Genomic DNA, 24,911 nt, shown 5'->3' with positions numbered 1-24,911 from the left:
CCGGCCGGGTTACGCGGCGGGCGTCAGCCTAGTTTCGGCCGGGCGAACAGTGGTGCCACCCAGCCGTTGAACTCCGTTCTGGCTGGCAGTGGTGCGTCCCGGCAGAAGGACGTGAGCAGGAAGTGCACGAGGTGGCTGGTCGGCCTGGTCGGCGCCGGGTTGGCGAGGCCGCCCTCGATCGTGGAGACCACGGCCTCGGCGGCGAGCGCGCGGTCAGCCTCGGGCACGAAGTCGCGCACGGCGGCGAGGGCCAGCTCGTGCAGCCACGAGTGCAACCGCTCGTGATATTCCATGATCGGCTCGGCATGCGGGGCGCGTTCGGCGACGCAGGGATGCAGCGTGCGCCGCCGCTCCACCGAGTCGAGCGCGAGGAACAGGCGCTCGGCCGGGTCGCCGGGCAGGGCGGCGATCCGCTCCACCTCGACGTCGAGCAGCCGGTTGAGCACCGCCGCGAACGCGTGGTCCTTCGAGCGGAAGTACCAGTACACACTTCCGGGCTCGATCCCCGCCGAGCGGGCGATCTCCGCGATGGAGGTACCGGCAAAGCCCCGGGCCATGAACTGCTCTTCGGCCACTGCGAGCAATGCGTCGATCCGCTCCTCGCGGGGGACGTCCTGGCGATTACGTGGCACCTGATCAGCGTAGCGACTTCGGCTCCCACGAAGGAGGTATTCCGGCTTGCGTCACACCAAGCTGCGTGCCCTACCCAGCCGCCCGGCTCCGCACACCCGACGGCACCCGCTGGTGATGTGAATCACATGAACTGCCATCACCTTGGTGCATGATCGCCGAGGGTGGGGATCTGCCCAGGTCGGCGGCACTGGCCGGGTTCGCGTGGCCGGGATGAACAGGGCGTCTCGGGGGATGAGCGCCGTATGGCCGACGCCCCACGGGCCCGCTGGGCGTCGGGAAGTGTCGTCCGTCACCCGGCATCTCTTGATTCGGCTTAGAGAGCGCAGTGAGATGAACTCGAGCTCTCCACGTCGCTGGAAGGACCGTCATGTCCGAGATCAGGACCACCAAGAGCCTCGAAGCCCTGTCCGCCTCCCTCAACCGCGCGCTCGCCGGTGCGCGGGCCCCCCAGGTCGTCGCCGCCCGCCGGGCGCAGCGGCGCGAGTCGGCGTCGGCCCCGGTCCAGGGCGACGCCGCCCGGCTGCGTCGTGCGCAGGACGCGACCGAGGTCCTCGCCGCCCGCTCCCGGACGAACATGCTGATCGGCACGCTCGACCGGCTGCGGCTGCGGCCGGCGGCCACGGGCTGGCGCGCGCACCGGGCCGCTCCGCCGGTCTGACGCTGGATCGGCGCGGTGCCCTCGGCCCCGGGGTGCCGCATCCGATCACCTGCCTGTGGTGTCGTCTCGCTGGTCGCCGGCCGGTGGACGTCCCCACAACCGCCTTCCACCCATCACCTGGCACCACCCTCTCGGCACCACCCTCTCGGCGCCGACTCCCGACATCAGCCTCCCGACATCAGCCTCCCGAAATCCACGTACATGCGACGCCAGCCAGGATCCTTCGACGATCCGTGCACCTGCGAGACCCGGTGGCGGTGAGTCTGGGCCCGCCCGCCCTGCCGGCAGGCGCCCTGGCATCCGTCGCCAGGAGCAGAAACCGCAGAAACCGAGGAACCCATGACGACTACGGCGGCGACATTCGACGGCGAGAGCGGGACACAGACCGCGCCGTCCCCGTCAGCGCTGCGCCGGGCGTTGCGCCGGGCGCGGGACGGCGCGACCCTCGACCCGGTCGAGGCGGCGGTGCTGCTGGCCGCCCGGGGCGACGACCTCGCCGACCTGTGCGCCTCCGCGGCCCGGGTACGCGACGCGGGCCTTGCCTCGCTCGGCCGGCCCGGAGTCGTCACCTACTCGCCGAAGGTCTTCATCCCGCTGACCCGGCTGTGCCGGGACCGCTGCCACTACTGCACCTTCGCCACCGTCCCACACCGGCTGGCCGCGCCGTACCTGTCGCTCGACGAGGTCCTTGAGATCGCCCGGGCAGGCGCGGCGGCCGGCTGCGCCGAAGCGTTGTTCACCCTTGGTGACCGGCCGGAGGACCGTTGGCCGGTCGCGCGCGAGTGGCTGGACGCCCACGGCTACGACTCGACGCTGGGCTATCTGCGGGCCGCGGCGATCGCGGTGCTTGAGGAGACCGGGCTGTTGCCGCATCTGAACCCGGGTGTGCTGAGCTGGACGGAGCTCGCTCGGCTCAAGCCGGTCGCGCCGTCCATGGGCATGATGCTGGAGACCACCGCGAGCCGACTGTGGTCGCAGCCGGGCGGCGCGCACTTCGGCTCCCCGGACAAGGACCCGGCCGTGCGGCTGCGGGTGCTCACCGACGCCGGGCGCCTGTCGATCCCGTTCACCACCGGCCTGCTGCTGGGGATCGGCGAGACCCGGGCCGAGCGCGCCGAGACGATCTTCGAGCTGCGGGGCGTCGCGCGCCGGTACGGGTCCATCCAGGAAGTGATCGTCCAGAACTTCCGGGCCAAGGACGACACCGCGATGCGCGGCGCGCCCGACGTGGGTGCGCAGGAGCTCGCCGCCGCCGTCGCGGTGGCCCGGCTGGTGCTCGGGCCCGGGATGCGGGTGCAGGCGCCACCGAACCTCGTCGACACCGCCGAGTGCGCGCTGTTGCTGTCCGCCGGCGTCGACGACTGGGGCGGGGTCTCCCCGGTCACTCCGGACCATGTCAACCCCGAGCGGCCCTGGCCCGACCTGGACGTCCTGCGTGAGGCCACAGCGCAGGCCGGTTTCACCCTGCGCCCGCGCCTGACGGTCTACCCGACTCACCTGGGCGAGCCGTGGATCGACCCGCGCCTGGCCGGGCATGTGGCCGCTCTCGCCGGCCCGGACGGTCTGCTGGACGCCGGCGCGCGCCCCGCGGGCCGGCCGTGGCAGGAGCCCGACGGCGGCCTTGGCGACACCGGCCGCGTCGACCTGCACACCGCGGTGGACACCGAAGGCCGCCACAGCGTGACCCGAGCCGACTTCGACACTGTTTACGGCGACTGGGAGTCGCTGCGCGTGCAGGTCAACGCCGCCGGAACGGGCGCTGACGGCGTCGTGGGCACCGGCCGGCGGGCGCCCGCCGCGGTGGCCGGTTCCGGGCCCGGGTCCGCCCCGGAGCGGCTCGACCCGCAGCTGCGCGCCGCACTGCGCCACGCGGGCACCAACCCGAGCGGCCTGAGCGACGCCGAGGCGCTGACTCTGTTCGGCGCCCGCGGCGCGGCGCTGGAGGAGCTGTGCCTGCTCGCGGACGGCCTGCGTCGGGACGCCGTGGGCGACGACGTCACCTACATCGTCAACCGCAACATCAACTTCACCAACGTCTGCTACACGGGCTGCCGGTTCTGCGCGTTCGCCCAGCGGCGCGGGGACGCGGACGCCTACACCCTCTCCCTGTCGGAGATCGGCACCCGGGCCGCCGAGGCCTGGTCGGTCGGGGCGACCGAGGTCTGCATGCAGGGCGGAATCCATCCGGATCTGCCCGGCACCGCCTACTTCGACCTGGCCCGTGAGATCAAGCGGGCCGCGCCGGGCCTGCACCTGCACGCCTACTCGCCGATGGAGGTGCACAACGGCGTCACCCGGACCGGGCTGTCCATCGAGGAGTGGCTCACGGCGGCCCGTGAGGCGGGTGTCGACTCGGTGCCCGGTACCGCGGCCGAGATCCTCGACGACGAGGTTCGCTGGGTGCTCACCAAGGGCAAGCTGCCGACCGCCTCCTGGGTGGAGGTGATCACTACGGCGCACCGGGTGGGCCTGCGCTCGACCGCGACGATGATGTACGGCCATGTCGACACGCCGGCGCACTGGGTTGCCCATCTGAGGTTGTTGCGTGGCATCCAGGACGAGACCGGAGGGTTCACGGAGTTCGTCGCGCTCCCCTTCGTCCACCACTCCTCGCCCATCTACCTGGCTGGGGTAGCCCGTCCGGGCCCCACCGTCCAGGAGAACCGGGCGGTGCACGCGATGGCCCGCATCCTGCTGCACCGCTCGATCGACAACATCCAGTGCTCCTGGGTGAAGCTCGGCGTCGAGGGCTGCCGGCAGGTCCTGGCTGGCGGCGTCAACGACATCGGCGGCACGCTGATGGAGGAGACGATCAGCCGGATGGCCGGCTCCCAGCACGGTTCGCGGCGCTCGGTGGCCGAGCTCGAGGAGGTGGCTGCATCGGCGGGTCGTCCCGCTCGGCAACGGACCACCACCTATGGGCGGGTCCCGGACGAGCGCTTCCACGCTGCCCGAGGAGGCCCCGTCCGGACCATGCTGCCGGTGGTGTCCTGACACCCGCCATGTCCCCGGGCGAAAACTACTCTTGGTAGTCGAGTGAAGCTCGCTGGGCGGCCCGCGCGCCCGGCATCCGGCCGAAAGTGGGAGGAGGCGGACCGCAGACTTGCCCGTTTAGGCCTTTATATCCGGTCCTGCCTGGCGCAATAATGCGAGCATCGTCGCCACACTGGTTGCACTCAGTTACTGATCGGACGGTTGTCCAGACCCACGGCGAGGATGCATAGTGACTGTGAGCTATGTTCTCATCGCTGGTTGTAGAAGATGTTGCGCTGGTGGGGTTGACGCGACCGAGTTCGGAGCGTGTAATTACCGGCGTGTCATTCCCCTCGCTGGCGGGGTTCGTGCGGTAGTGCGACGCCTGACCGGTGTGGAACCAGTCACCTGCGCGCCGGCCGCCCAGGGGGTGGCCGACCGCACCGCGAAGGGTCTGGAGGAGTCCCCATGGAGCACACCGACGCGGGCGTCCACACCGTCCTCGCGGATGTCGAGCGTCCCGCTGAGCATGACCCGTTCGGTGATCACTCCGATCGGGTGCTCACCGAACGACACACTCAGGCCACGGCGCATCCGCGGGCGGTGCCTGGCACGGGCGTGCCTGGCGCGGGCGTTGGCCCGGCCCGGCCCGGCCGACCCGATCAGCCGGTCGGGAGTCCGTCTCTCGGCGGCCCGATCGGCGTCTGCGATCCGGACCGTATGCATGGCGGCGGCAGGCCCGAGATCGTCGACGCGTGCAGTGCCGCCAATGTCCAGCGTGGCGGCGTTCAGGCCGTCGACGTCCAGGCCGACGAGGATGACCTCGAGGATCTGGCGGATGATCCGTCCCTCGACGACCAGGTGGAGGACGCGGGCGATCTCGCCTCGGTGATCGATCTGGGCCTTGGTGACCTGCTCGGCGAGACGATGGAGTGGCAGGAGCGTGCCCTGTGCGCGCAGACCGATCCCGAGGCGTTCTTTCCGGAGAAGGGCGGGTCGACCCGGGAGGCCAAGCGCATCTGCTCCGGTTGTGAGGTCCGGGCCGAGTGCCTGGAGTACGCGTTGGAGAATGACGAACGTTTCGGGATCTGGGGCGGCATGTCCGAACGCGAGCGACGCAAACAACGGCGCCGCGCGGTCTGACCCGGGTCGGTGGGAGAAGTCCGGCGGGGGATGAGCGGCCCGGCCGCGCTGCGCGCCGCCGACGGTCGGCCAGAACCCGCTGGCCCGGTGGGCAGCACGCCGGAGGTGGTGCCGGTCGTGGTGGTGTGCGTGCATGGGCGCCGCGCACATGTCGGCCGGGCGGCATATGCCGCCGGAGCGGCGGCCAACGGCTGGAGCGCCCGGATGCCCGATGCCCAGGTTCTCGATGACGCGGTGCGGCTCCTCGTCGTCGACGTGTACGTGGGCATCGACCCACCCGGGCCGGCGTCGCCCACGGTGCTCGCCCAGCCGGCTGGTACCCCGCTTGGCCGGGCGGTCACCGCCGCGCTCGACCAGGTCGGCGGCCCGCCTCCCGGCGGATACGTGTGGCTGCTCGACGACAGCGCCGTTCCCGCGCCGGACACCCTGCGCACCCTGCTGGCCTATGCGCGGATCGACCCTGGCGCGGCCCTGCTCGGCCCCAAGCTGTGCACCCTTGCCGCGGAGCCGGTCGTGCTGGAAACGGGCGTGAGCGTGGACCGTGCCGGTCGGCGCCGGACCGGTATCCGTGCCGGGGAGCCGGACGATGGCCAGCACGACGGCGTGCGGGATGTTCTCGCCGTCTCCTGCCGGGGGCTGCTGGCCCGCTCCTGGGCCTGGCGGCGCCTCGACGGCCTCGATCCGGACCTCGACGCCGGCCACGACCTCGATCTGGGCTGGCGTGCTGCCCGCGCGGGACTGCGCACCGTCGTGGTCCCCACCGCGGTCCTCGCCGTGCCGGTCGGGAGCAGTCTGGCGCCGGGCGGGGAGCTGCTCTCGGGCGGCGAACTTCTCTCCGGCGGCGAACTTCTCTCCGGCGGGGAGTTGCCGGCAGGCGGTGGCCTGCGGGCAGGCCGGGGGCCGGCCGAGTCGCCCCGGGCCGAGCGGGTCGCCGCCCTGCGGATCAGGCTCGCGCACACGACGCCGGTGCTGCTCGCACCCGCCGTGGCCGCCTTGGCGCTCGGTGCGCTGGCCCGGGCGGCGCGGCTGCTGGCGATCGGCCGCACCCGGGCCGCCGCACGCGAGCTCGCGCTGCCCGTACTCGTTCTGGGACGGCCTCGGGTGGTGCTGCGGATCCGTCGTCGTACGGCGCGCACCCGGGCCGTGCCCGCGCGGGCCATCCGCTCGCTGTTCCCTCGACGTCGGTCGCGCCGCTCGGTGTCCAGCGCCCCCGCCGTGACCCGCGCCAGGCCCGCCGCCGTTGCGATCCCCAACCCGCGCATCGCCACTGATCGTCCACTCTCGCGTGATCGCCCACTCTCGCGCGCCACCGCCGCCCCGACGGTGTTCCCCGCCATCCCGGCATCTCCCGCCGTCCCGACGATGTCCCCGACCGGTCCCCCGACCGTCCCCGAACTGGCCACCCCCGCGGCGGCCATACCCCTCGGGCCGGATGTCCTCGGGCCGAATCTCCTTGGGCCGGGCACGTCCGGACGTCCGGTGGCCGTGCTTGTCGCGCTGCTCGGTGTCCTCGGCGTGGTGGCGATGCGGGGTATGCCGGTGGATGCCCTCGGAGCCGGGTTGCCGCTGCCCTCGGACGTCGGCGAACTGTGGTCGGCGCTCTGGTCTGGACACGTGCGCGGGCTGGGCGGGCCGCTGGACGGGGGGCAGCCGGTGCCGCCGGCCGTCGCGCTGGTCGCGGCCGTCGCGAGTCTGCTCGGCGGTCGGACGGCGGCGGCCAGCTGGTTGGTGCTCGCCGCGGGTCCGGCCCTGGCCGGCTGGTCGGCCCATCGTGCGCTCGGACGGCTCACGTCCGGGCAGCTCACGTCCGGTGCGGCCGCGACCCAGCCGGTCGTGCCTCGTCGGGACGGGGGCCGTGCGGCCGGGAGGAGTTCGGTCAGGAGGCGTCGGGCCCGGATGCGTCCGGCCCTGCGGTGCGCGCTGGCCGCCGCGTATGCGCTGAATCCGGCGCTGACTGGTGCGGTGCTCGCCGGCCGGGTCGACACCGTCGGCGCGCTGGTCCTTCTTCCGCTCGTGCTCGCGCACGTCGACGAGGTGCTGCGCGAACCCGATGGCCGTGAACCTGATGGCCGCGAACCCGATGGCCGTGAACCGGGTGCGGCGCGGGATACCTGGGCGCGGCCGTGGGCCGCGCTCAGGCTCGCGGTGAGCCTGACCGTCATGGTCGCGTGCGCCCCGCCGCTGGCCGGCCCGGCCTGGGCGGGGCTGCTCGTGGCGGCGCTGTTCGCGCGTCGGTCACGCCTGCCGGATGTGGGCGTGGCGCTCGCCACGTCGATCGTCCCGCTGCTCGCGGTGCTGCCGGCCGGCCTGGGGGCGGAACCGGCGCGGACGCTGGCCGCTGTGCCGCGACCGGCCCTGGGCCTGCTGGCGGGTGCCGGGACGCGGCCGAAGTCGGCGCTGGTCGGCTTCCTGGCGGTGTGCGTGGTCTGCTGGCTGGTGGGGTGGTGGCGGGCGACCGCGACGGCTCGGCGGGCGGCCGGGATCGGCTGGATGCTGCTCCTGCTCGGGCTGGCGGACGTGCTGGTCACGCCGCGGTGGGCCGTCGGCGTCGGGCGCGGGGGCGCTGGGGCGCAGGCCTGGTGGGCCGCGCCCCAGTACGGGCTTGTGCTGGCCGGCGCGCTGCTGGCCGCCGCCTCGTTCGCGCTGAGCCCCGGCCGCGGGGAACCCAGCGGGCGGGCAGCGGGCCGGCATGAAAGCGGGCGGCAGGGATCCGGCCGGGCGAGACGCGAGCGGTTCGCCTGGCTGACCGCGCTGCCGATGAGCACCCTGATACTCACTGGCCCGGCCGCGCTCGCCGCGGATCGGATCGCCACCGGCTCGGCCTGGCGCGGCGGCCCGACGTCCTGGCTGCGCGCCGGCACCAGCGTCGATCCTGCCGCCAAGGCCGTCGCCGCCGTCGACGGATCGCCGGGGGCGGGCGCGGATCCCGGCATCGTCGACCCGGGTCACCCGGCCGCGGACAGCCCGGTGGCAGGCGGCCCGCGGGACGACACGTCCGACGGCGGTGCCTCGGGGGCACTGGCGGTCTGGTCCGGCAACGCCGACTGGCCGGCCCGGGACACCTCGGCGGTGGCCCGGGCCATCCTCGCCCGGACCCGGACCGAACCCGCCGGATCGCGCCTGCTGCTCCTGGACCGCTCGGAGCGTTCTGGTCTCGTCCGGTTCGCTCTGTCCACCAACGTGGCCGACGGTGCCGTCGGGCGCTATCCGGCCGGCCTGGTTCCGCCGCGACGGCAAGCTGCCGACTTCCTCGCCGCCGTCGTGACCGGTCTGTCCAGCGGATCGGCCCGGGCGGGTGGCTGGCTACCGTTGCTCGGCGTCACCGCCGTGGGCGTGCCCGCGACGGATGCGTCCCCCACCCTCGTGGCCCGTCTGGACGCCAGCGCCGCCCTGATTCGTGACCGAACCCGCCCAGGCCTGCTGCTGTGGCGCCCCACCGAACTGCCCGGCACCCCGGCCGTCGGCACGCGGCCGGTCACGCCAGACGGATCCACCGCCTTCGTCGTGGACGCCGAGCCGTCCGTGAGGGCGCCGGGCGCGGGCGGGCTCCCGCTCGCGCCGGCTTCGGCCCGACCGCTGCCAGCCGACGGACGGCTGCCGGGCCCGGCAGCGGTGTCACGTCCGGGTTCGGCCCGGACGTCCGCCGCCGGGCGTGATCGGGGGCATGACCTGGTCCTGGCCGTGCCGGCGGGGACCGGCTGGCGAGCCCGGTCCAACGGGCGACCGTTGCCGTCGTTCACCGCGTGGGGCTGGGCCGCGGGGTTCCATCTGCCCACCGACGCGCCCGCCGGTAGCCAGATCCGGTTCGACCGGGACGACAGCGGCGCGCACGTGCGGGCCCTGGTGCAGGGCGGGGCGCTGGCCCTGCTGCTGCTCGCCGCCGCCGCGGTCGGCATCCGGTCGCGTCTGGCCGGACGGCCATGATGAGCGTCCACCCGTCCGCCGGTGAAGGCGCGCACCGTCACACATCCCCGAGGCGGTCACCAGGTGACCGGTTGCTCGTGGGGCGGATCGCGGCGCGCACGGTCATACCGCTGGCCGTCGTGGGTCTGGGCGGCGCCTTCCTCGTCGACGAGGGCGCCGATCCGTCAGCGCCTGCCCGAGTGCCGATCACGGCGGCGCGGATCGCCTGCCCGGACCCGACCCTCGTCCAACCGGGCGCGCACTCACCGTTGCTGCCCGGCTCCGCCCGGCTCGACGTCGTCCTCGGCGGTGCCCTGGACGGGCACGTGCGGGTGTCGCCGGCGACCTCGGGCGGCGTCCCGGTTCCCGTCCAGCGTGGTGAGGGATGGCTCCGCCTGGCGCCGCAGGAGCGAGGCGGCACGGGAGCGCGAACGGTGTCCGGCCGGGACGCCTCGGCCGCGGGCCTGTCCGCGATGGTGACCGTTGGCGGGGACGGCGCCGGCCCCGCCCTGGTCGGATGCACGCCGCCGCGGGCGCGCACCTGGTTCGCCGGGCCGTCCACCATGGCCGGGCGTGACCCGCTGATCGTCCTCGCGAATCTCGCCGGCGTACCCGCCCAGGCCACCGTGCGTGTTCTCACCGACGGACCGGTCGGGCCCACCCAGAACATCACCGTGGCGGCTGGCCACGCGGTCGTGCGCCGACTAGCCGCCCTCGCGCCGGAGGCCGCGATGACCGCCGTGGACGTCCAGGTGCGCACCGGGCGCCTGCTCGCCTGGATGGTCGACAGGTCGAGCACTGGCGGTCCGTTCACCGCCCCGCGACTCGTACCCGCCACAGCGCCGCCGGCCCGGCGCCTGGTGCTCGGCGGGCTGGTCGTTCCGCCAGGCCCGCCCGTTCCTGACACCGTCCTCGTCCTCGCGGCGCCAGGACGGTCCGCGACGGTCCGGGTCAGCGTGCTTACTCCGGCCGGCCCACACACCCCACCCGGGTTCGCCGCGGTCCGTGTCCCGGCCGCGGGGACGATCTCCGTCCCGGTGCCGTTGCCGGTGGGGCTGGCGAGCGCCGTGCTGGTCGAGTCGGTCGGCTCGGCGTCCGGCTCCGCGTCCGGCGCTGGCTCCGTACCAGGGTCTGAGATCGGGCCGGCGGCCGGGGCCGGCGAGGTAGGTGGGCTCGGGCTCGGCGAGCCTGTCCTCGCGGAACTGGGGGTGGCCTCGGGATGGACGGGCGTGCGGACCTGGGCGGGCGCCACCCGCATCGAGCCGTCGTCCGGCCGGCAGGGCCTCGACGGCTATGGCCGCGGCGTCGGCCTGACCGACCCGGACGGCCCGGCCGGCGGCGCCGGCACCGCACCGGACGCCGTCGTCACTGTGCCACCCGTGCCCGCGGGCGCCGCCGGCGCTCTGGTCCTCACCGCGCCGCTCGGCCCGGTCACCTCCCGGGTGGACGGCAACCCCGTGCGGCTGGAGGCCGGCACGGTCGCGGTGGTGTCGCAACGGTCGCGGCCACCCGCCGGCCGGCTGGAGGCCACCGGTGGCCCGTTGGTCGCCACCGTCATCGCCGGAGCCATGCCGTCGGCCGATGGGCCGCCGGCCGATGGGCCGCCGTCAGCGTCTGCGCGATTGGGGAGGCTGCCTGTGCTGCCCCGCATCCTGTCCGCCGTCGTCCCGTTGCGCGGCGCGCCCCGACTGCTGGACGCGCCATCGGCTGTCGCCGATCCCGTTCTCCCCTACCGTTAGTGGTCGTTGCCGAAGGTTCCATGATGGTGACGCATCCAGGTCAGCGGCCCGGGCCGGCGAGGAACACGTGGCCGTGGCCGGAAAGGGTCACGTCGGCCGGGGATGTCACCAGGGCCGATTCGCCGCGACGCAGCGTGAACGGCGCCGTGCCATCCGGCGCTGCGCCGTCCGTCTTATCCTGGTTGGCGGGCTCGTCCGCTGGTGCCGTGAGCCGGACCGTGGTCTCGCCCTCGACGGCGAGCAGCACCGTCGGGCGGCCTACCGGCAGTTCGCCGCCGGTGCAGACGGCCTCGGTCAGGGCGAAGTCGGCGACGGGGACGTCCCAGCCATGCAGCCGTCCGCCGGGGCCGGTGGCGAGGGTGCGGGCGGTCAGGACCGGGGCGTTACTCGGCGCCGGGTCCAGGGTCCGCAGCAGTTCGTCGACATCGATGTGCTTGGGGGTGAGGCCGCCGCGCAGCACGTTGTCCGAGGCGGCCATGATCTCTAGGCCCAATCCGTCGACATAGGCGTGCAGCAGACGCGCCGGCTGGAACAACCCCTCGCCGGGGCGCAGCGTGACGTCGTTGAGCAGCAGCGCGGCCGCGATGCCGACGTCGCCCGGATGGGCCGCGGCGAGCCGGCCCACCAGATCGGCGGCCCGAGAAAGATCATGACCGGCGGCACCGGCGGCACCGGGGCCTGCGTGGCGCAGGCGGGTGGCGGACGCGACCAGTTCGGCGATGAGTACGTCCGCGGGGGCGGCGGGCATGGTCAGCAGGGTGCGCAGGACGGTGGCCGCGCCGGCGCGCGGCTCGGCGGCCAGCGGGCGGAAGGCGTCCTGGAGCGCGGCCACGCCGAAGCCGGCGACGACCGCGAGGGTGCACCGGGGGTCGCGGATGCCCGCGAGCGCCCGGAACGGCGTCAGCGCGACGATGAGCTCAGGCTTGTGGTTGGGATCCCGGTAGCGGCGCGCCGGATCGTCGAGGGCGAGGCCCGCCGCCTCCTCGGCCGCGAAACCCACCCGAGCCTGGTCGGCGTCCGGGTGCACCTGCAGCGAGAGCGCCCGGTCGGCGGCCAGCACCTTCAGCAGGAACGGCAGGACGCCCACCAGTTCGGCGGCCGGCCGCTGCCCAGCGGCGGTCTCGACCAGACTCGGGGCCACCGGATGCGTGCCGAGCCAGAGCTCGGCGACTGGCTCGCCGCTCGCAGGGATGCCCAGCAGGGTCGGGATGGCGGTCGGCGAGCCCCAGGCGTACGTCTGCCTCACGCCGCGCAGGGGCAGCACACGGGCGCGAGCCCTGGCCCGGGCTCCGGCATCGGCGGCGTGGCCGCCGGACGGGCGGACGGTGGTGCCCTCAGGCGCCCTCGGCGGCACACGAACGGGCACCGGGGGCGGGGTGTTCCTGGTCACGATCTCCCTCGGGGATGTGCGCGGCGGCGGTCACCGTCACCGGGCGCCATCCGGTCAGTCCTCCTCGCCCCAGCCGTGGCCCTCGGGGTCGATCACGGCGGGGTCGACACCCATCATCTCGGCGACCTCGTGAATGATCGCGTCGAGGACCAGCTCGGCGAGCTCCTCGTTGTCGACGGTGCGGGCCTCGATCGGTCGACGGTAGACGACGATCCGCTGCGGGGTCGCTGACCGGCCCTTTCCCGTGGCCGGCTGGAATCTCGCGAGTGGGATCTCCTCGTCGCCGACCGCGATCGGCGGCACGTCCTCGACGGCGAACTCGACGTCTGCGAGCTCGGCCGACCAGCGGTGGTCGAGGTGTTCCACCGCGTCCAGCACGAAGTCGTCGAAGCGGTCGCCGCGGGTCGCGTAGGCAGGTACGTCGGACGGCAGCAGCATGCCGCGCACGCCCCGGCCGCGCCGGTCGCGGCGACGGCGGACGCGAATCGGCTGGGCGGCCGACGGGAACCGCTCGAGGTCGGTCACCCAGTGAGCGTAGCGTTTGGGGACGGGACTTCGACCGACCTCCGTCGGGCGCCTGCCCACCTCGGCACTTTCCGGGGCGTGCGGGCGTCCGTCCGGCGCCGGCCGTCGGCCCCGACCGGTCGCTCGCGCGTGGCCGCGACCGGCCATGCAACCGTGGGACCCACACCACCCGAACCACCCGAACCACCCCAGAGTCCCTCCCTGACCGAGGAGGTTCCATGAGCCTGACGATCTCGAAATCCCGTGAGGCACCCCTGTCGCGCGGGGGATCGGATGCGGGCCGCAATGAATCGGTTGACAACGCGTGACGATTCAGCCTCGCGTCACGCGACACGACGATAGGTGGTGGCCGTCGTCCGTTCCGGGGGCTACCGTCCGGAACGTGAAGCCTCGGCGCTGCTCCCGCTCGGCCTGTTCGGCAGCCGCGGTTGCCACGCTCACGTACGCCTATGCCGAATCAACCGCGGTGCTGGGGCCTCTGTCTCCGTACGTCGAGCCGCACTCGTACGACCTGTGTGGCACGCATGCCGACCGGCTCACCGTGCCTCTCGGCTGGGCCGTCGTCCGGCTTGAGGCAGAGGTCGAGGCGGCGCCGGCCGAGGGCGGCCGCGAGGTGGCCGGGGATGACCTGGAGGCCCTCGCGGACGCTGTGCGGGAAGCCTCCCGGAGGGGGCCCGAGTCGCCTCGCCGTGGTCCCGAGCCGCCACCCCACGGCGGTCCTGGTCCGCACGGCCCACAGGGTGGCGGCAGCGCGCCCGGTCCCGGAGGCCGGCGCGGACACCTGCGGGCAGTACCCAGCCCGTCCTGAGGTGAACCGGGCGGGTCGCGGCGGACCATGGGCCGAGGTGCCCGCCCGTTGTCCCGGGCGTGGGCCTCGTCGGGTCCGGCCCCGGCACTGTCGGAGGCGCCGGATATCGTCGTGCCGGACGGCGGCAGGCGCCGCGTGTGCCGGAGCACTCGCTCGCCCGTGGGTTCCACCACGGGTCGGGTCACGGCGGGTGTGCTCACGACCGGCGTGGGGGACAGCCAGGCGAAGGGCGGGGACCGATGCGTGACCTCTCGCGGATCTTCAAGGCATATGACGTCCGGGGGGTCGTCCCGGCCGAGTTCGACGTGGACGTCGCGCGCGCCACCGGGGCCGCGTTCGTGCGGCTGCTTGGCGCCGAGCGGATCGTGACGGCCCATGACATGCGGGAGTCCTCGGTGCCGCTGGCCGACGCGTTCGCGCAGGGCGCGGCGCAGCAGGGCGCGGACGTCATCATGGCGGGCCTGGGGTCCACTGACCTGCTCTACTTCGCTGCCGGTTCCCTGGACATCCCGGGTGCGATGTTCACCGCCTCGCACAACCCGGCGAAGTACAACGGCATCAAGATGTGCCGGGCCGGCGCCGCGCCGATCGGCCAGGAGACCGGGCTCGCCGAGATCTGCGCGCTGGTCGAGCAGGGCGTGCCCGTCGGCCCCGGTCGGCTCGGCTCGATCACCGAGCGGGACCTGCTCGCCGACTACGTCCGCCACCTGCGCACCCTGGTGGATCTTGCTGGCATCCGGCCGCTGACCGTCGCCGTCGACGCCGGCAACGGCATGGGCGGGCTGACCGTCCCGGCGGCGTTCGCGGGCCTGCCGCTCACCGTCATCCCGCTGTACTTCGAGCTCGACGGCACCTTCCCGAACCATGAGGCCAACCCGATCGAGCCGGCCAACCTGCGCGACCTGCAGGCGGCGGTGCGCGAGTCGGGTGCCGACCTCGGGCTTGCCTTCGACGGCGACGCCGACCGCTGTTTCGTCGTCGACGAGCGCGGGGAGATCGTCTCCCCGTCGGTCATCACGGCGCTGGTCGCCGATCGTGAGCTTGCCCGGGAGCCGGGTGGGACGATCATTCACAACGTGATCGTCAGTCGGGGCGTGCCGGAGCTGGTGGCCGAGCGCGGCGGTGTCCCGGTACGGACCCGGGTCGGCCACTCGTTCATCAAGGCGGAGATGGCCCGGACCGGCGCGATCTTCGGTGGCGAGCACTCCGGCCACTTCTACTTCCGCGACTTCTGGCGCGCCGACTCCGGGATGCTCGCCGCCCTGCACGTCCTTGCCGCGCTCGGTGAGCAGGCGGGGCCGTTGTCGGGTCTGCTCGGCGGATACGCCCGGTACAGCGCCTCCGGCGAGATCAACTCGGAGATCGCCGACGCCGCGTTCGCCATGCTCGAGGTGGAGAAGGTCTATGCGCCCTCGGCGGACACCGTCGACCATCTGGACGGGCTGACCATCACCTTCACGAATGGCTCCTGGTTCAACCTGCGCCCGTCCAACACCGAGCCGTTGCTGCGGCTCAACGTCGAGGGCCCGGATGATGCGACGATGAGCGGTCTGCGCGACGATATCCTCGCGCTGGTCCGGAGCCGAAGGGAAGCCTGATGAGTCTCGATCCGCTGCTGCTGGAGATTCTCGCCTGCCCGTGCAGCAAACATGGTGAGCTGCGGCCCGACGAGCTCGACGGCGCGCCCGTGCTCGTCTGCCTCGCCTGTGACCTGGCCTTCCCGGTTCGGGACGACATCCCGGTCATGCTGCTGGACGAGGCCGTTCCGTTCTCCGGCACCGCCGCGACAGCGTCGCACTGACGCGGCGTGTACATAGACGAGGCTGCACTCGACGACCCCGCCCGGCTTGAGGCTGGCAGCGTTGCGGATCTGCTGCCGCAGATCGCCTCGGCCGGCCCGCAGATCCGTCACAGCGCCGTGCTCGCGCAGGAATCCGGCTTTGCCCGCCTCGCCGCGGACGGCCGGCCCCGAGCGCTCCTGGTCGTCGGGGTGGGCGGCGCGGCCCTGGCTGCCGACATTCTCGCCGCGGTGGCCGGGCCGGCCAGTCCCGTGCCGGTGCTCGGCCACCATGCGCACGGGCTGCCGGGATGGGTCGGCGTCGCCGATGTGGTTCTCGCGGTGTCCCCGACCGGGACCTCGGCGGAGGTGCTCTCCGCCGTCGAGGAGGCGGACCGCCGCGGGGCCCGCCTCGCCATCGTCGCGCCGCCCGACACGCCGCTGGCCCATCTCGCCGCCGTCGTGGGAGCCCCCTGGGTGCCGCTGCCCGGCGCACGACCGGCGAGTTCCGTGCTGTGGTCGCTCACGGTGCCGCTGCTCGTCGCCGCGCGTGCCCTGGGCGTGCTGCGGATCGAGGGCACGGCGATCGAGGCTGCGGCGGTCCGGCTGGAGGACGTCGCCACCCGGTGCCGTTCGTCCAGCGAGTCGTTCGTCAACCCGGCGAAGACCCTCGCCCTGGAGCTTGCGGGCAACCTGCCACTGGTCTGGGGCACGTCGGCCGTGACAGCGGTCGCCGCGCGTGGGGCCGTGGCACAGCTTGCGGCGATCGCCAGGTATCCGGCGCTGGCCGGCGGGCTGCCGCACCCGGCTCACCTCCAGATCGGCCTGTTCGACGGGCCTTTCGGAGCGGGGACGGGCGCCGGACGCGGCGTGGGATCAGAGCCCGGTGCCGGCATCGGCATCGGGAGTGGGGTCGGCAGGGCCACGGACGATCTCGAGGATTTCTTCCGTGACCGGGCCGAGGACTCCGAGCCGCCGCTGCGCCTGCGGCTGGTCCTGCTGCGTGACCCGGGTGCCGAGCGGGTCGAGACCATCCGCCAGGCAGAGGCGGTGGTCGCCGTGGCGGCCGAGCGTGGGATCCGGGTCACCGAGCTACGCGCCGAGGGCGCCGACCCGGTCGAGCGGCTCGCTGCCGTCCTCGGCCTGTTCGACTTCACCGCCCTCTACCTGGCTCTCGCGCTCGGTGTCGACCCCGCCCAGACCCTCGCCGCCCACGGCCTCGGCCACTGACGACCACCGTCCATCTGTAGGGGACGTCACCGCCTGGGCATCAACGCCTGCCCGGACCGCCGCCCCCCTGACCGCCGCCTGCGCCTTGGCCGCCGCCCCCCTGACCGCCGCCCCCCTGGCCGCCGGCTGCGCCGCCGCCGCCCTGGCCCGCGCCATCGGCGCCGCCGCCGTTCTGGCCAGTCTGAGGATTGCCGGCGGCGCCGGGTGCGAACTGCTGGCCGAGGTTCTGCAAGAGGTCAGCCATACCCGGGGCGGGAGTGGGTGTGGCTGGCGGCGGTGGGGTGTTCTGCAGGCCGCCCTTGGTGCCGCGGGCCACCGTCGGGTCGGCGCCGGGTAGCTGCTCGACGGGCTGGTTCGCGAGGGCCGCCCGCATCGACCTGCCGAAGATGATCGCGGGCAGGTCGCCACCGAAGACCCGTGCCCAGGTCCGCCCGTCCCCCACGACGTTGCGCAGCGGGTGCGATTCCGCGCCCGACGGGTCACCGACGGAGACCGCGGCCGTCATCTGCGGGGTGAACCCGACGTACCAGGCCGCCGAGTACTCGTCGGTGGTGCCGGTCTTGCCGGCCGAGGGCCGCCCGATCGCCGCATTGGTACCGGTGCCGTGCAAGGGCACGCCGGCCAGCACGCTGGTCACCGTGTCCGCGATGCCCTTGCTGAGCACCTGCTCACACTGCGGCGTCCTGGCGACGTCCAGTGAGTCCTTGCTCGAGTCCAGCACGCTGGTGGCGAATCGTGGCGTGCAGCGCAGCCCACCGCCGGCGATCGTCGCGTAGGCGTCGGCCATCTGCAGCGGAGAGACGTACATGTACTGGCCGCCGCCGATCGCGGTCGCGCCATCGGTGGGGCCGATCTTGTCCACCTGCGGCGGGCTCACCCCGAGCCGCTTGGCCATCTCCACGACCGCGGGAATACCGACCTTCTCCGCCAGCTGGACGTAGAACGTGTTCACCGAGTCCCAGGTGGCCCGGGAAATGTCGTAGACGCCGGCCTCGGCTGGGTCGGAGTTCGAGTACCCCTTCGGGCAGTCTCCTTCCCCACGGTCCAACGGAAACTTCGGACTGACATAACAGGATGGCGAGTAGAAAGCGGTTGATGTTCCGTATCCAGCCTCGAGCGCGGCGGCCAGAACGAACGTCTTGAACGTCGAACCCGGTTGGAACGTGGCGTTCGTGGGCAGCGGGACCACGGTCTGGTTCGCGGCCGTGTCGGAGCCGTACACCCGGTTGACCGCCATGGCCAGAATGTTGCCGGTACCCGGCTGGATGACGACCTCGGTCGCCGACACCCGGTTCGTGGTGGCGATCGTCGAGTTCACCGCTTCCTGCGCCGCCTGTTGGACCTGCAGGTCCAACGTGGTGCGGATGACCAGGCCGCCCTCGTAGATGCGCCGGTTGCGCTCGTCGAGGGTGCTGCCGAGCGCCGGGCTCGCCTGAAGTTGTGTGCGGACGTAGTCGCAGAAGAACTGTGCGGTGGACGCCGCGCACGAGTCCGCGGTCGGCGGCGGCGCGGGCACCACGTTCAACGGCACCTGTTTCGCCGCGTCCGCCTGTGTCGCGGTGATGTACGTGTTCTCGGCCATCTTGTCCAACACGGTGTTGCGACGGGCAAGGGCCGCCTCCGGATGCGCCGCCGGGTTGTACCGCGACGGGCTCTGGACCAGGCCGGCGAGCATCGCGGCCTGTTCGACGTTCACGTTGGCGATCGACGTGCCGAAGTAGTGCTCGGCAGCCGTCCCCACGCCGTACGCGCCGTCGCCGAAGTAGGCGATGTTCAGGTACCGCTCAAGAATCTCGTCCTTGGACAGCCGCTTCTCGATGTCGAGCGCGTACCGCAGCTCCTGGATCTTGCGGTCGAGCGAGTCGCCGGCGACTATCTCACGTTCCGCGGGAGTCCGGGCGTTCTGCAGCAGAACGTTCTTGACGTACTGCTGGGTGAGCGTCGAACCGCCCTGCGCGACGCTGCCGGACTCGCTGTTGCGCAGCGCGGCACGCAGCACGCCCTGCGGGTCCACCCCGCCGTGTTCGTAGAACCGGGAGTCCTCGATCGAGACGATCGCCTCCCGCATGACCTTGGGAATCTCCTTGCCATCGACGACAACGCGGTTCTCCGCGCCGCTCAGCGTCGCAATCACCGTGCCGTCCGACGCGAGGATCTTCGAGCTCTGCGGCAGCGGCGGAGTGATCAGCTCACTGGGCAGGCCGAGGAAATGATCAGCGCTGCCCTTCGCGAACAGCCCAAGGGCGCCCACCAGGGGCAGTGCGAGCAGCGCGAGGACCAAGCCCAGCGCACCGGTGGTCAGCGCCGTCTTGCGTAGCACGACCCGTCGGTTCACGGGCGGCCGGGCATACCCCGCCGGCTTGGCGGCGGATCCTGTTGCCCCGCCGCCCGCACGGGCGCTGCCGTCGGCCCCGACCGCGGGGTCCCGGGAGCCCAACATGTCCTGAGCGAACCCGCCGGTGTCTCGAGAATCCCGGGGTTCGGTGGAACGCGGTGCGATGCCGGTCGCCACGGCTGCCGTCGGCTGCGAAGGCCCTGCCGCGGTCGGGGACCCCACGGCAGGGGCGGCGCCGGATGAGGCCGGGCGGGCCGAGGCCGGGCGGGGTGGTGTGGCCACCCGCTCGGCCGCGCCGGCACGCGGCCTGCCGTCAGCCCGCGGCGGCACGGCGCTCGCCACCCCGTTGCGCGGCGACCCGGCTGCCGAGCCGGCGCGCTTTGGCCCGGTGGCCGATCCCGCCCGCGCCGACCCCGCCTGTGATGAGGCTGATTCCGCTTCCGCGCACGGCGTTGCGTCTGCTGCCGGCGTGGCCTGGGATGGAGTGCTCGACTCCCGTCTGCCAGACGTCGACGTCACCCCCTCGGCGGGCCGGCCGCTTTGCCGGATCCCCATCTTGATCGGATCTTCGTGTCTGTCGGATCTTCGTCCGACCGCGGACCGGCACGCGCGAGACCAGCATGCGCGAGCCGGTGCTTGGTCGCTTCCTGGCACCGTTGCCCCCGGCCACCGGCGGGGCGGACACCTAATTTCGCTCCGGTTGGCCGGGACGGTCCGATACCGCAGGTAACGGTAGACGAGGGATTCCGGACGGAGCCAACCGGCGGTGGCCCGGTGTGCGGTCTTCCCTCGTTTGTTTAGGTGACGTTAAGGGTGTGGGGCTCCGATGGGCTTGTGTCCCCAGGTCGGGAGACCTCGTAGTTCGGCGCGGTCAGTATCCGCGGGGTGCGGGTCGGGGCTGGGTCGCCGAGCGCTGCGCGATCAGGCGCACGTAGCTGCGCCGGGTACGCTCGGCGAGCACGGCCGACAGATAGGCCCAGCCCGGCGTTCCCGGCGGAGGAGGCGGGGTGACCGCCGCCCGCATCTCCTGGACCAAGCCGCTACCGAGGCGTTCGAGGGCGGGTGCGGACAGACCGTGCGCGCGACTGAGGAACTGCCGGGTGCGCAGCGCCAGCGAGTCGTCCAGCCCGGACAGGTCGAGCAGGCTGACCCAGCCGAGCAGGGCGGGCGGGACGTACGGTGGCGCGCCGACCGTGCGTGGCACACTGACCTGCAGGACGACCGTCCCGGCGAACACGTCCCCGAGCCGCTTGCTGGTCCGCGAACTGATCATGCAGAGGATCGCCGGAAGGCCGATGAGGATGCCGGGTCGCTCGACGACCGCGCCGAGCAGACCACGGACGAAGGCGTGCCGGAACCGGATGGGACCGCCGTCATCGCGTACGACCCGCAGCCCCAGTGCCATCTTGCCGAGCGTCCGCCCGCGGCTGAGCGTCTCGCAGGCCACCGGATAGCCGATCACCACCGTGATGTAGGTCAGCAGGACCATCGCGGCCGCCAGCGCGTCGTCGCCGGGCCGCACCACGAGCAGGACCAGTGCCCCCAGCAGACTCAGCAGGTAGAACTGTGCGAACAGGTCGAGCAGCCCGGCGACCAGCCGGGAGCCCAGCCGCGCCACCCGCAGGTCGATCGCGACGGCCTCGCCGGTGATGATCGTGTCGACGCCCATCGCCGGGCGCTCCGATGCCCGCCGGGGTCCCGGCGCCCACGGGGAGGGCGGGGCGCCGCGCACCGACTGACTCACGCCTCGTCCGGTCGGGCATCGACATGGTCCGGCATCGTCATGCGGCGGCTCCCGGAATCCCGATGTGCGATCAGCCCCGAGCCTACGGTGTCGGCCGGGACCCGGTGGGGGCGATCTGTCCGATCCGCGCGCCTGCCGTCTGAAAGGATGGGGCGGTCATGGATCTCGATGCGTACGTCGCCGTGCACCGACCGGAATGGGTCCGCCTCGGGCAGCTGGTGGACCGTGCCAGCCGTCCGCGCCGGATGCGGCCGGCGGAACTCGACGAACTGGTCGACCTCTACCAGCGGACCGCGACCCACCTTTCGGTCATCCGCACCCGGTCATACGACACGCACCTGGTTGATGACCTAACGAATCTGGTCACCCGAGCCCGAGCGGCGGTCGCCGGGGCGTCCGACCCCGGCTGGCATGTTCTTGGCCGCTTCCTCACCGTCACGTTTCCGCTGGCTGTTTACCAGCGGCGTTGGTGGGTTCTGGCCACGGCGGGCGGGTCGGTGATGCTGTCGGTGGTCATCGCCCTGTGGATCGTCAACGACCCGCAGGCACGAGCCGGGGTGGTTCCGCCGAGTTCGGTGGAGCAGCTGTGTCGCTCCGACTTCGCGTCCTACTACTCGGAGAATCCGGCGTCGTCGTTCGCGAGCCAGGTGTGGACGAACAACGCCTGGGTGTCGGCCGCGGCGGTGGCCAGCGGGGCACTACTGGGGATTCCCACCCTGCTGGTGCTTCTCACCAACGCGGTGAACGTCGGGGTGGTCGGCGGCTATATGGCGGGCTGCGGCCAGAGCGGTCAGTTCTTCAGCCTCATCCTTCCGCACGGCCTGCTGGAACTCACCGTGGTCTTCATCGCGGGGGCTGTGGGGCTCCGCCTGGGCTGGTCGATCATCGCACCGGGGCCTCGTCGGCGGCTCGAGGCACTGGCGGCCGAGGGCCGGGCGGCGGTGCCGATCGTGCTGGGCGCGGCGCTGGCACTGGCGGTCTCCGGTGCCATCGAGGCATTCGTGACTCCCTCCGGGCTGCCCACGGTGGTGCGGCTCGGCATCGGCACGCTGGCCTGGGCGGGTTTCGTTGCCTACGTCGTGCTGTACGGCTCGCGGGCCGCTGCCGCCGGGGAGACGGCCGACCTGGACGCCGACCACGGCGCCGCCGATCTCGCCCCCGTCGTCTGACCCCGCGTCCTCGGAAGGTTGGGGCCATCGTGGATATGGTCTCGCCCGGGGCGCCCGAGGGTCTCAGGACCTGCTGATCGGTTGCCTTGCCAGTGAATATCGTGGGTGAAAGGCCTGGGGGGTCGTGGACGACAGTCAGAGCCGGCCGAGGGATTTCAGGGTGAGGTAGGCGTCGGTGACGGCCGCCGCGTAGCTGGTCGGCGGCGCGTCGACGACCTCCACACCACGTCGGCGCAGCGTCTCGGTGAGCTCACGGCGGCGCATGCGGGTCTGCTCGGCGGCCGCGGCGGTGTACACGGCGCGGACGTCCTTGCGGCCGGCGGCCAGTTCGTCGAGGCGGGGGTCGCGCAGCGCGGCGACGACGACGGTGTGCCGCGAGGTCAGGGTCGGCAGAGCGGGCAGCAGGCCCTCCTCGATCACCGCCGGGGAAAGCTCGGTGAACAGAACGACGAGGCTGCGCCGGGACGTCGCGCGCAGAACGCTGGTGACGATTCCGGTGTGGTCGGCCTCCACGATCGCGGGTTCCAGCCCGGCCATCACGTCGCTGACCCGGGCGAGGTAGGCCTGGTCGTGGGAGCCGGGCAGGACGGCCCGCGGCACGCTGTCGTGGGCGAGCAGACTGACCCGGTCGCCGGCCCGCAGCGCCACCGCGGTCAGCAGCAGGGCCGCGTCCAGGGCATGGTCCAGCCGCGGAGTGTCGCCGACCCGGCCGGCCGAGGTGCGACCCGTGTCCAGCACGCAGACGACTCGCCGATCCCGCTCGGGCCGGAATGCCCGGACCACCACCGCGCCGCGACGTGCGGTGCCCCGCCAGTCGATCAGTCGGACGTCGTCGCCGATGACGTAGTCGCGCAGACTGTCGAACTCCGAGCCGGCCCCGGCCCCGCGGATCGCGACCTCGCCCTCGATCTCCCGCAGCCGGGCCAGCGCCGCGGGCAGCTGCCGGCGCGAGGTGAACGGCGGCAGCACCCGGACTCGCCACGGACAGTGATGTCTGCCCTGGCGCCCGGCGAGCCCGAACGGCCCGAACGTACGCACCGTGATCCGGAACGGCTCGCGGTCGCCGCGTCGAGTCGGCGTCAGGGCGGTTTCGAGGAACCGACGCTCCCCGGCGGGTACCACGACCCGGTGGATACGCGGCCGGGCTCCCGCGGACGGTGGCCAGGCGTCGCGGATCTGGGCGCGCACGGTGCGCGTGCCGTGGTTGGCGACAGCGAGTACGAGCGGCACCGGCTGACCGAGCCGAGTCGCCGTCGGGCCGGACCGGCTGAACGCGAGCGGGCGCACCGCCCCGGCGAGCGCCACGTCGGCAGCGACCAGCACCACGAACAGCAGGTTGACCAGCGCCAGGGTCAGGCCAGGCGCCGGGGAGAGCACGACGAGCAGCACCCCGCACAGCGCCAGCGTGACCGCACGGCCGCTGATCGCCACCGTCCCGCCGCCCGCTACCGGGGCGCCGGGACGGTGGCCAGCACCTGTTCGAGCACCACATCGGCGGTCACCCCGTCGAGCTCGGCCTCGGGCCGCAGGCTGATCCGGTGTCGCAGCGTCGCCCGGGCCAGCGCCTTGACGTCATCCGGCGTGGCATAGCCCCGCCCGGACAGCCACGCCCAGGCCCGCGTGGTCGCCAGCAGCGCGGTGGCGCCGCGTGGCGACACCCCGAGCTGGACGCTGGGCGCCGTCCGGGTGGCCCGAGCGAGGTCCACGATGTAGGCGAGGACATCGGGATGCACCGCGACGGTACCGACCGCTGCCCGCGCCGCGGCCAGATCGGCGGCCCCGGCGACGGCGCGTACTCCGGCGGCGGCGAGATTCGTGGGGTCGAACCCACCGGCGTGGTGGGCAAGCACCCGGATCTCGTCGTCGCGCGGGGGCAGTGGCAGGGTCACCTTCACCAGGAACCGGTCGAGTTGCGCCTCGGGCAGCGGATAGGTCCCTTCGTGCTCGACCGGGTTCTGGGTGGCCAGCACCGCGAACGGTGTGGGGAGCGGCCGGGGCACCCCGTCGACGCTGACCTGACGCTCCTCCATCACCTCCAGCAGCGCTGCCTGTGTCTTCGGTGGGGTGCGGTTGATCTCGTCGGCGAGCAGCAGGTTCGTGAAGACCGGCCCCTCGCGGAAGGTGAACTCGGAGCTGCGGTTGTCGTAGACGAGCGAGCCGGTGACGTCGCCAGGCATCAGGTCAGGGGTGAACTGCAGCCGTTTGGTGTCCAGCGACATCGCGGTCGCCAGGGTTCGCACGAGCAGCGTCTTCGCCACTCCGGGCACCCCTTCGAGCAGGGCGTGGCCGCGGCAGAGCAGGGCGACGACGAGGCCGCTGACGGCGGCGTCCTGGCCCACCACTGCCCGGGCGACCTCGCCACGCAACGCGATCAGCGCACGCCGAGCGGCATCCGGATCCGGTGCCGCGACCGCGCGTTCACCACTCGGCGGAGGGCGGTGCGAGGGCGCGCTTCCCGGCGGGAACGGACCGGGCTGGCGCACGGTCGACCCTCCCCGGCCGCCGTCCGCGGCGCCGGCCCCCTCGGCGGTGGCCTTGCTCCCCTCGGCGGTGGCCTGCGAGCCATAGGGGACGGACTTCGTCCCGTCGGGAGCGCCCGGAGGCACGCCGCTGGGCCCCACCCCGGTTGGCGTGGCCCCGGTAGGCGGCGGGGTGTCGATGTTCGGGGAGCTCACCGTTCACCTATCTGTCGGTCGAGATCGTCGAGTGCCTCGGCGAGGGCCATCAGCGCTCGATCCTGCTGTGCGGTCCCGCTGACCGGCCGCCTCCGCCGGGCCGTAGGTGCACGGTGGGGGGGGGGGGGGGGGGGGGGGGGGGGGGGGGGGGCGCGCGGGGGGGGGGGCGGGGGGGGGGCCGGCGCCGGGTGGCCGGCCCGCCCGCGCCG

17 protein-coding genes and 1 pseudogene are annotated in these 24,911 nt (G+C 73.3%); 10 read left to right on the top strand and 8 right to left on the bottom strand.

Annotated features, from left to right (window positions below):
- Positions 1-23: 23 nt before the first annotated feature.
- Positions 24-632 (bottom strand): TetR/AcrR family transcriptional regulator, encoded by a 609-nt coding sequence (locus MXD95_RS00090; RefSeq protein ID WP_250638412.1) that lies wholly within the window; start codon positions 630-632, stop codon positions 24-26.
- Positions 633-1,000: 368 nt separating this feature from the next.
- On the opposite strand from MXD95_RS00090, the gene MXD95_RS00085 reads away from it, so the two are divergent.
- The 5 genes from MXD95_RS00085 to MXD95_RS00065 all read left to right on the top strand — a co-directional run bounded on the left by MXD95_RS00085 (position 1,001) and on the right by MXD95_RS00065 (position 11,049).
- Positions 1,001-1,291, top strand: a complete 291-nt coding sequence (locus tag MXD95_RS00085) for a hypothetical protein (RefSeq protein WP_250638411.1) — start codon at positions 1,001-1,003, stop codon at positions 1,289-1,291.
- Between the two features lie 339 nt (positions 1,292-1,630).
- Positions 1,631-4,285: a bifunctional FO biosynthesis protein CofGH gene (locus MXD95_RS00080; RefSeq protein WP_250638410.1), complete on the top strand. Its 2,655-nt coding sequence runs from the start codon at positions 1,631-1,633 to the stop codon at positions 4,283-4,285.
- Between the two features lie 447 nt (positions 4,286-4,732).
- Complete coding sequence (locus MXD95_RS29095; RefSeq protein WP_285223462.1) at positions 4,733-5,407, top strand: WhiB family transcriptional regulator; 675 nt, start codon at positions 4,733-4,735, stop codon at positions 5,405-5,407.
- A 30-nt stretch (positions 5,408-5,437) separates the two neighbouring features.
- Positions 5,438-9,331, top strand: a complete 3,894-nt coding sequence (locus MXD95_RS00070; RefSeq protein WP_250638409.1) for a glycosyltransferase — start codon at positions 5,438-5,440, stop codon at positions 9,329-9,331.
- A 77-nt stretch (positions 9,332-9,408) separates the two neighbouring features.
- Positions 9,409-11,049 carry a DUF5719 family protein gene (locus MXD95_RS00065; protein WP_250638610.1) on the top strand — a complete coding sequence of 547 codons (1,641 nt, stop codon included), beginning with the start codon at positions 9,409-9,411 and terminating at the stop codon, positions 11,047-11,049.
- Between the two features lie 40 nt (positions 11,050-11,089).
- On the opposite strand, the gene manA is transcribed toward MXD95_RS00065, so the two are convergent.
- Positions 11,090-12,439 carry a mannose-6-phosphate isomerase, class I gene (gene manA / locus MXD95_RS00060; protein WP_374121920.1) on the bottom strand — a complete coding sequence of 450 codons (1,350 nt, stop codon included), beginning with the start codon at positions 12,437-12,439 and terminating at the stop codon, positions 11,090-11,092.
- Positions 12,440-12,493: 54 nt separating this feature from the next.
- Positions 12,494-12,964 carry a metallopeptidase family protein gene (locus MXD95_RS00055; protein WP_250638408.1) on the bottom strand — a complete coding sequence of 157 codons (471 nt, stop codon included), beginning with the start codon at positions 12,962-12,964 and terminating at the stop codon, positions 12,494-12,496.
- 382 nt (positions 12,965-13,346) lie between these two features.
- Here MXD95_RS00055 and MXD95_RS00050 point away from each other — a divergent pair, with 382 nt between their 5' ends.
- The 4 genes from MXD95_RS00050 to MXD95_RS00035 all read left to right on the top strand — a co-directional run bounded on the left by MXD95_RS00050 (position 13,347) and on the right by MXD95_RS00035 (position 16,779).
- On the top strand, positions 13,347-13,772 hold the full coding sequence (locus tag MXD95_RS00050; RefSeq protein ID WP_250638407.1) for a DUF3499 domain-containing protein: 426 nt from the start codon (positions 13,347-13,349) through the stop codon (positions 13,770-13,772).
- A gap of 239 nt (positions 13,773-14,011) precedes the next feature.
- Positions 14,012-15,370 (top strand): phosphomannomutase/phosphoglucomutase, encoded by a 1,359-nt coding sequence (locus tag MXD95_RS00045; protein ID WP_250638406.1) that lies wholly within the window; start codon positions 14,012-14,014, stop codon positions 15,368-15,370.
- Positions 15,370-15,573 (top strand): Trm112 family protein, encoded by a 204-nt coding sequence (locus tag MXD95_RS00040; protein ID WP_250638405.1) that lies wholly within the window; start codon positions 15,370-15,372, stop codon positions 15,571-15,573. Before MXD95_RS00045 ends, MXD95_RS00040 begins: the two co-directional genes overlap by 1 nt.
- A gap of 6 nt (positions 15,574-15,579) precedes the next feature.
- Complete coding sequence (locus tag MXD95_RS00035) at positions 15,580-16,779, top strand: SIS domain-containing protein (RefSeq protein ID WP_250638404.1); 1,200 nt, start codon at positions 15,580-15,582, stop codon at positions 16,777-16,779.
- A gap of 40 nt (positions 16,780-16,819) precedes the next feature.
- Here MXD95_RS00035 and MXD95_RS00030 read toward each other — a convergent pair whose 3' ends face one another.
- Together MXD95_RS00030 and MXD95_RS00025 are read right to left on the bottom strand one after the other, a co-directional pair.
- Complete coding sequence (locus MXD95_RS00030) at positions 16,820-19,219, bottom strand: transglycosylase domain-containing protein (RefSeq protein WP_250638403.1); 2,400 nt, start codon at positions 19,217-19,219, stop codon at positions 16,820-16,822.
- A 766-nt stretch (positions 19,220-19,985) separates the two neighbouring features.
- Positions 19,986-20,783 (bottom strand): RDD family protein, encoded by a 798-nt coding sequence (locus MXD95_RS00025; protein WP_250638402.1) that lies wholly within the window; start codon positions 20,781-20,783, stop codon positions 19,986-19,988.
- Between the two features lie 233 nt (positions 20,784-21,016).
- On the opposite strand from MXD95_RS00025, the gene MXD95_RS00020 reads away from it, so the two are divergent.
- Complete coding sequence (locus MXD95_RS00020; RefSeq protein ID WP_250638401.1) at positions 21,017-22,027, top strand: stage II sporulation protein M; 1,011 nt, start codon at positions 21,017-21,019, stop codon at positions 22,025-22,027.
- A gap of 135 nt (positions 22,028-22,162) precedes the next feature.
- Here the strand turns inward: MXD95_RS00020 and MXD95_RS00015 are convergent, their stop codons facing one another.
- The 3 genes and pseudogenes from MXD95_RS00015 to MXD95_RS00005 form a co-directional block, all read right to left on the bottom strand.
- Positions 22,163-23,458, bottom strand: a complete 1,296-nt coding sequence (locus MXD95_RS00015) for a DUF58 domain-containing protein (RefSeq protein ID WP_250638400.1) — start codon at positions 23,456-23,458, stop codon at positions 22,163-22,165.
- Positions 23,459-23,472: 14 nt separating this feature from the next.
- Positions 23,473-24,402, bottom strand: a complete 930-nt coding sequence (locus MXD95_RS00010) for an AAA family ATPase (RefSeq protein WP_250638608.1) — start codon at positions 24,400-24,402, stop codon at positions 23,473-23,475.
- A gap of 296 nt (positions 24,403-24,698) precedes the next feature.
- A pseudogene (locus MXD95_RS00005) lies at positions 24,699-24,911 on the bottom strand (hypothetical protein); the annotation flags it as partial.

The sequence above is a fragment of the Frankia sp. AiPa1 genome (assembly GCF_023243075.1).
Taxonomy (GTDB): Bacteria; Actinomycetota; Actinomycetes; order Frankiales; family Frankiaceae; genus Frankia.
This window is presented reverse-complemented; position numbering and strand designations above follow the sequence as displayed.

Coding starts and splice junctions, on each gene's coding strand:
- MXD95_RS00085 (WP_250638411.1), top strand. CDS start 1,001: ATGTCCGAGATCAGGACCACCAAGAGCCTCGAAGCCCTGTCCGCCTCC.
- MXD95_RS00080 (WP_250638410.1), top strand. CDS start 1,631: ATGACGACTACGGCGGCGACATTCGACGGCGAGAGCGGGACACAGACC.
- MXD95_RS29095 (WP_285223462.1), top strand. CDS start 4,733: ATGGAGCACACCGACGCGGGCGTCCACACCGTCCTCGCGGATGTCGAG.
- MXD95_RS00070 (WP_250638409.1), top strand. CDS start 5,438: ATGAGCGGCCCGGCCGCGCTGCGCGCCGCCGACGGTCGGCCAGAACCC.
- MXD95_RS00045 (WP_250638406.1), top strand. CDS start 14,012: ATGCGTGACCTCTCGCGGATCTTCAAGGCATATGACGTCCGGGGGGTC.
- MXD95_RS00040 (WP_250638405.1), top strand. CDS start 15,370: ATGAGTCTCGATCCGCTGCTGCTGGAGATTCTCGCCTGCCCGTGCAGC.
- MXD95_RS00030 (WP_250638403.1), bottom strand. CDS start 19,219: ATGTTGGGCTCCCGGGACCCCGCGGTCGGGGCCGACGGCAGCGCCCGT.
- MXD95_RS00025 (WP_250638402.1), bottom strand. CDS start 20,783: ATGGGCGTCGACACGATCATCACCGGCGAGGCCGTCGCGATCGACCTG.
- MXD95_RS00020 (WP_250638401.1), top strand. CDS start 21,017: ATGGATCTCGATGCGTACGTCGCCGTGCACCGACCGGAATGGGTCCGC.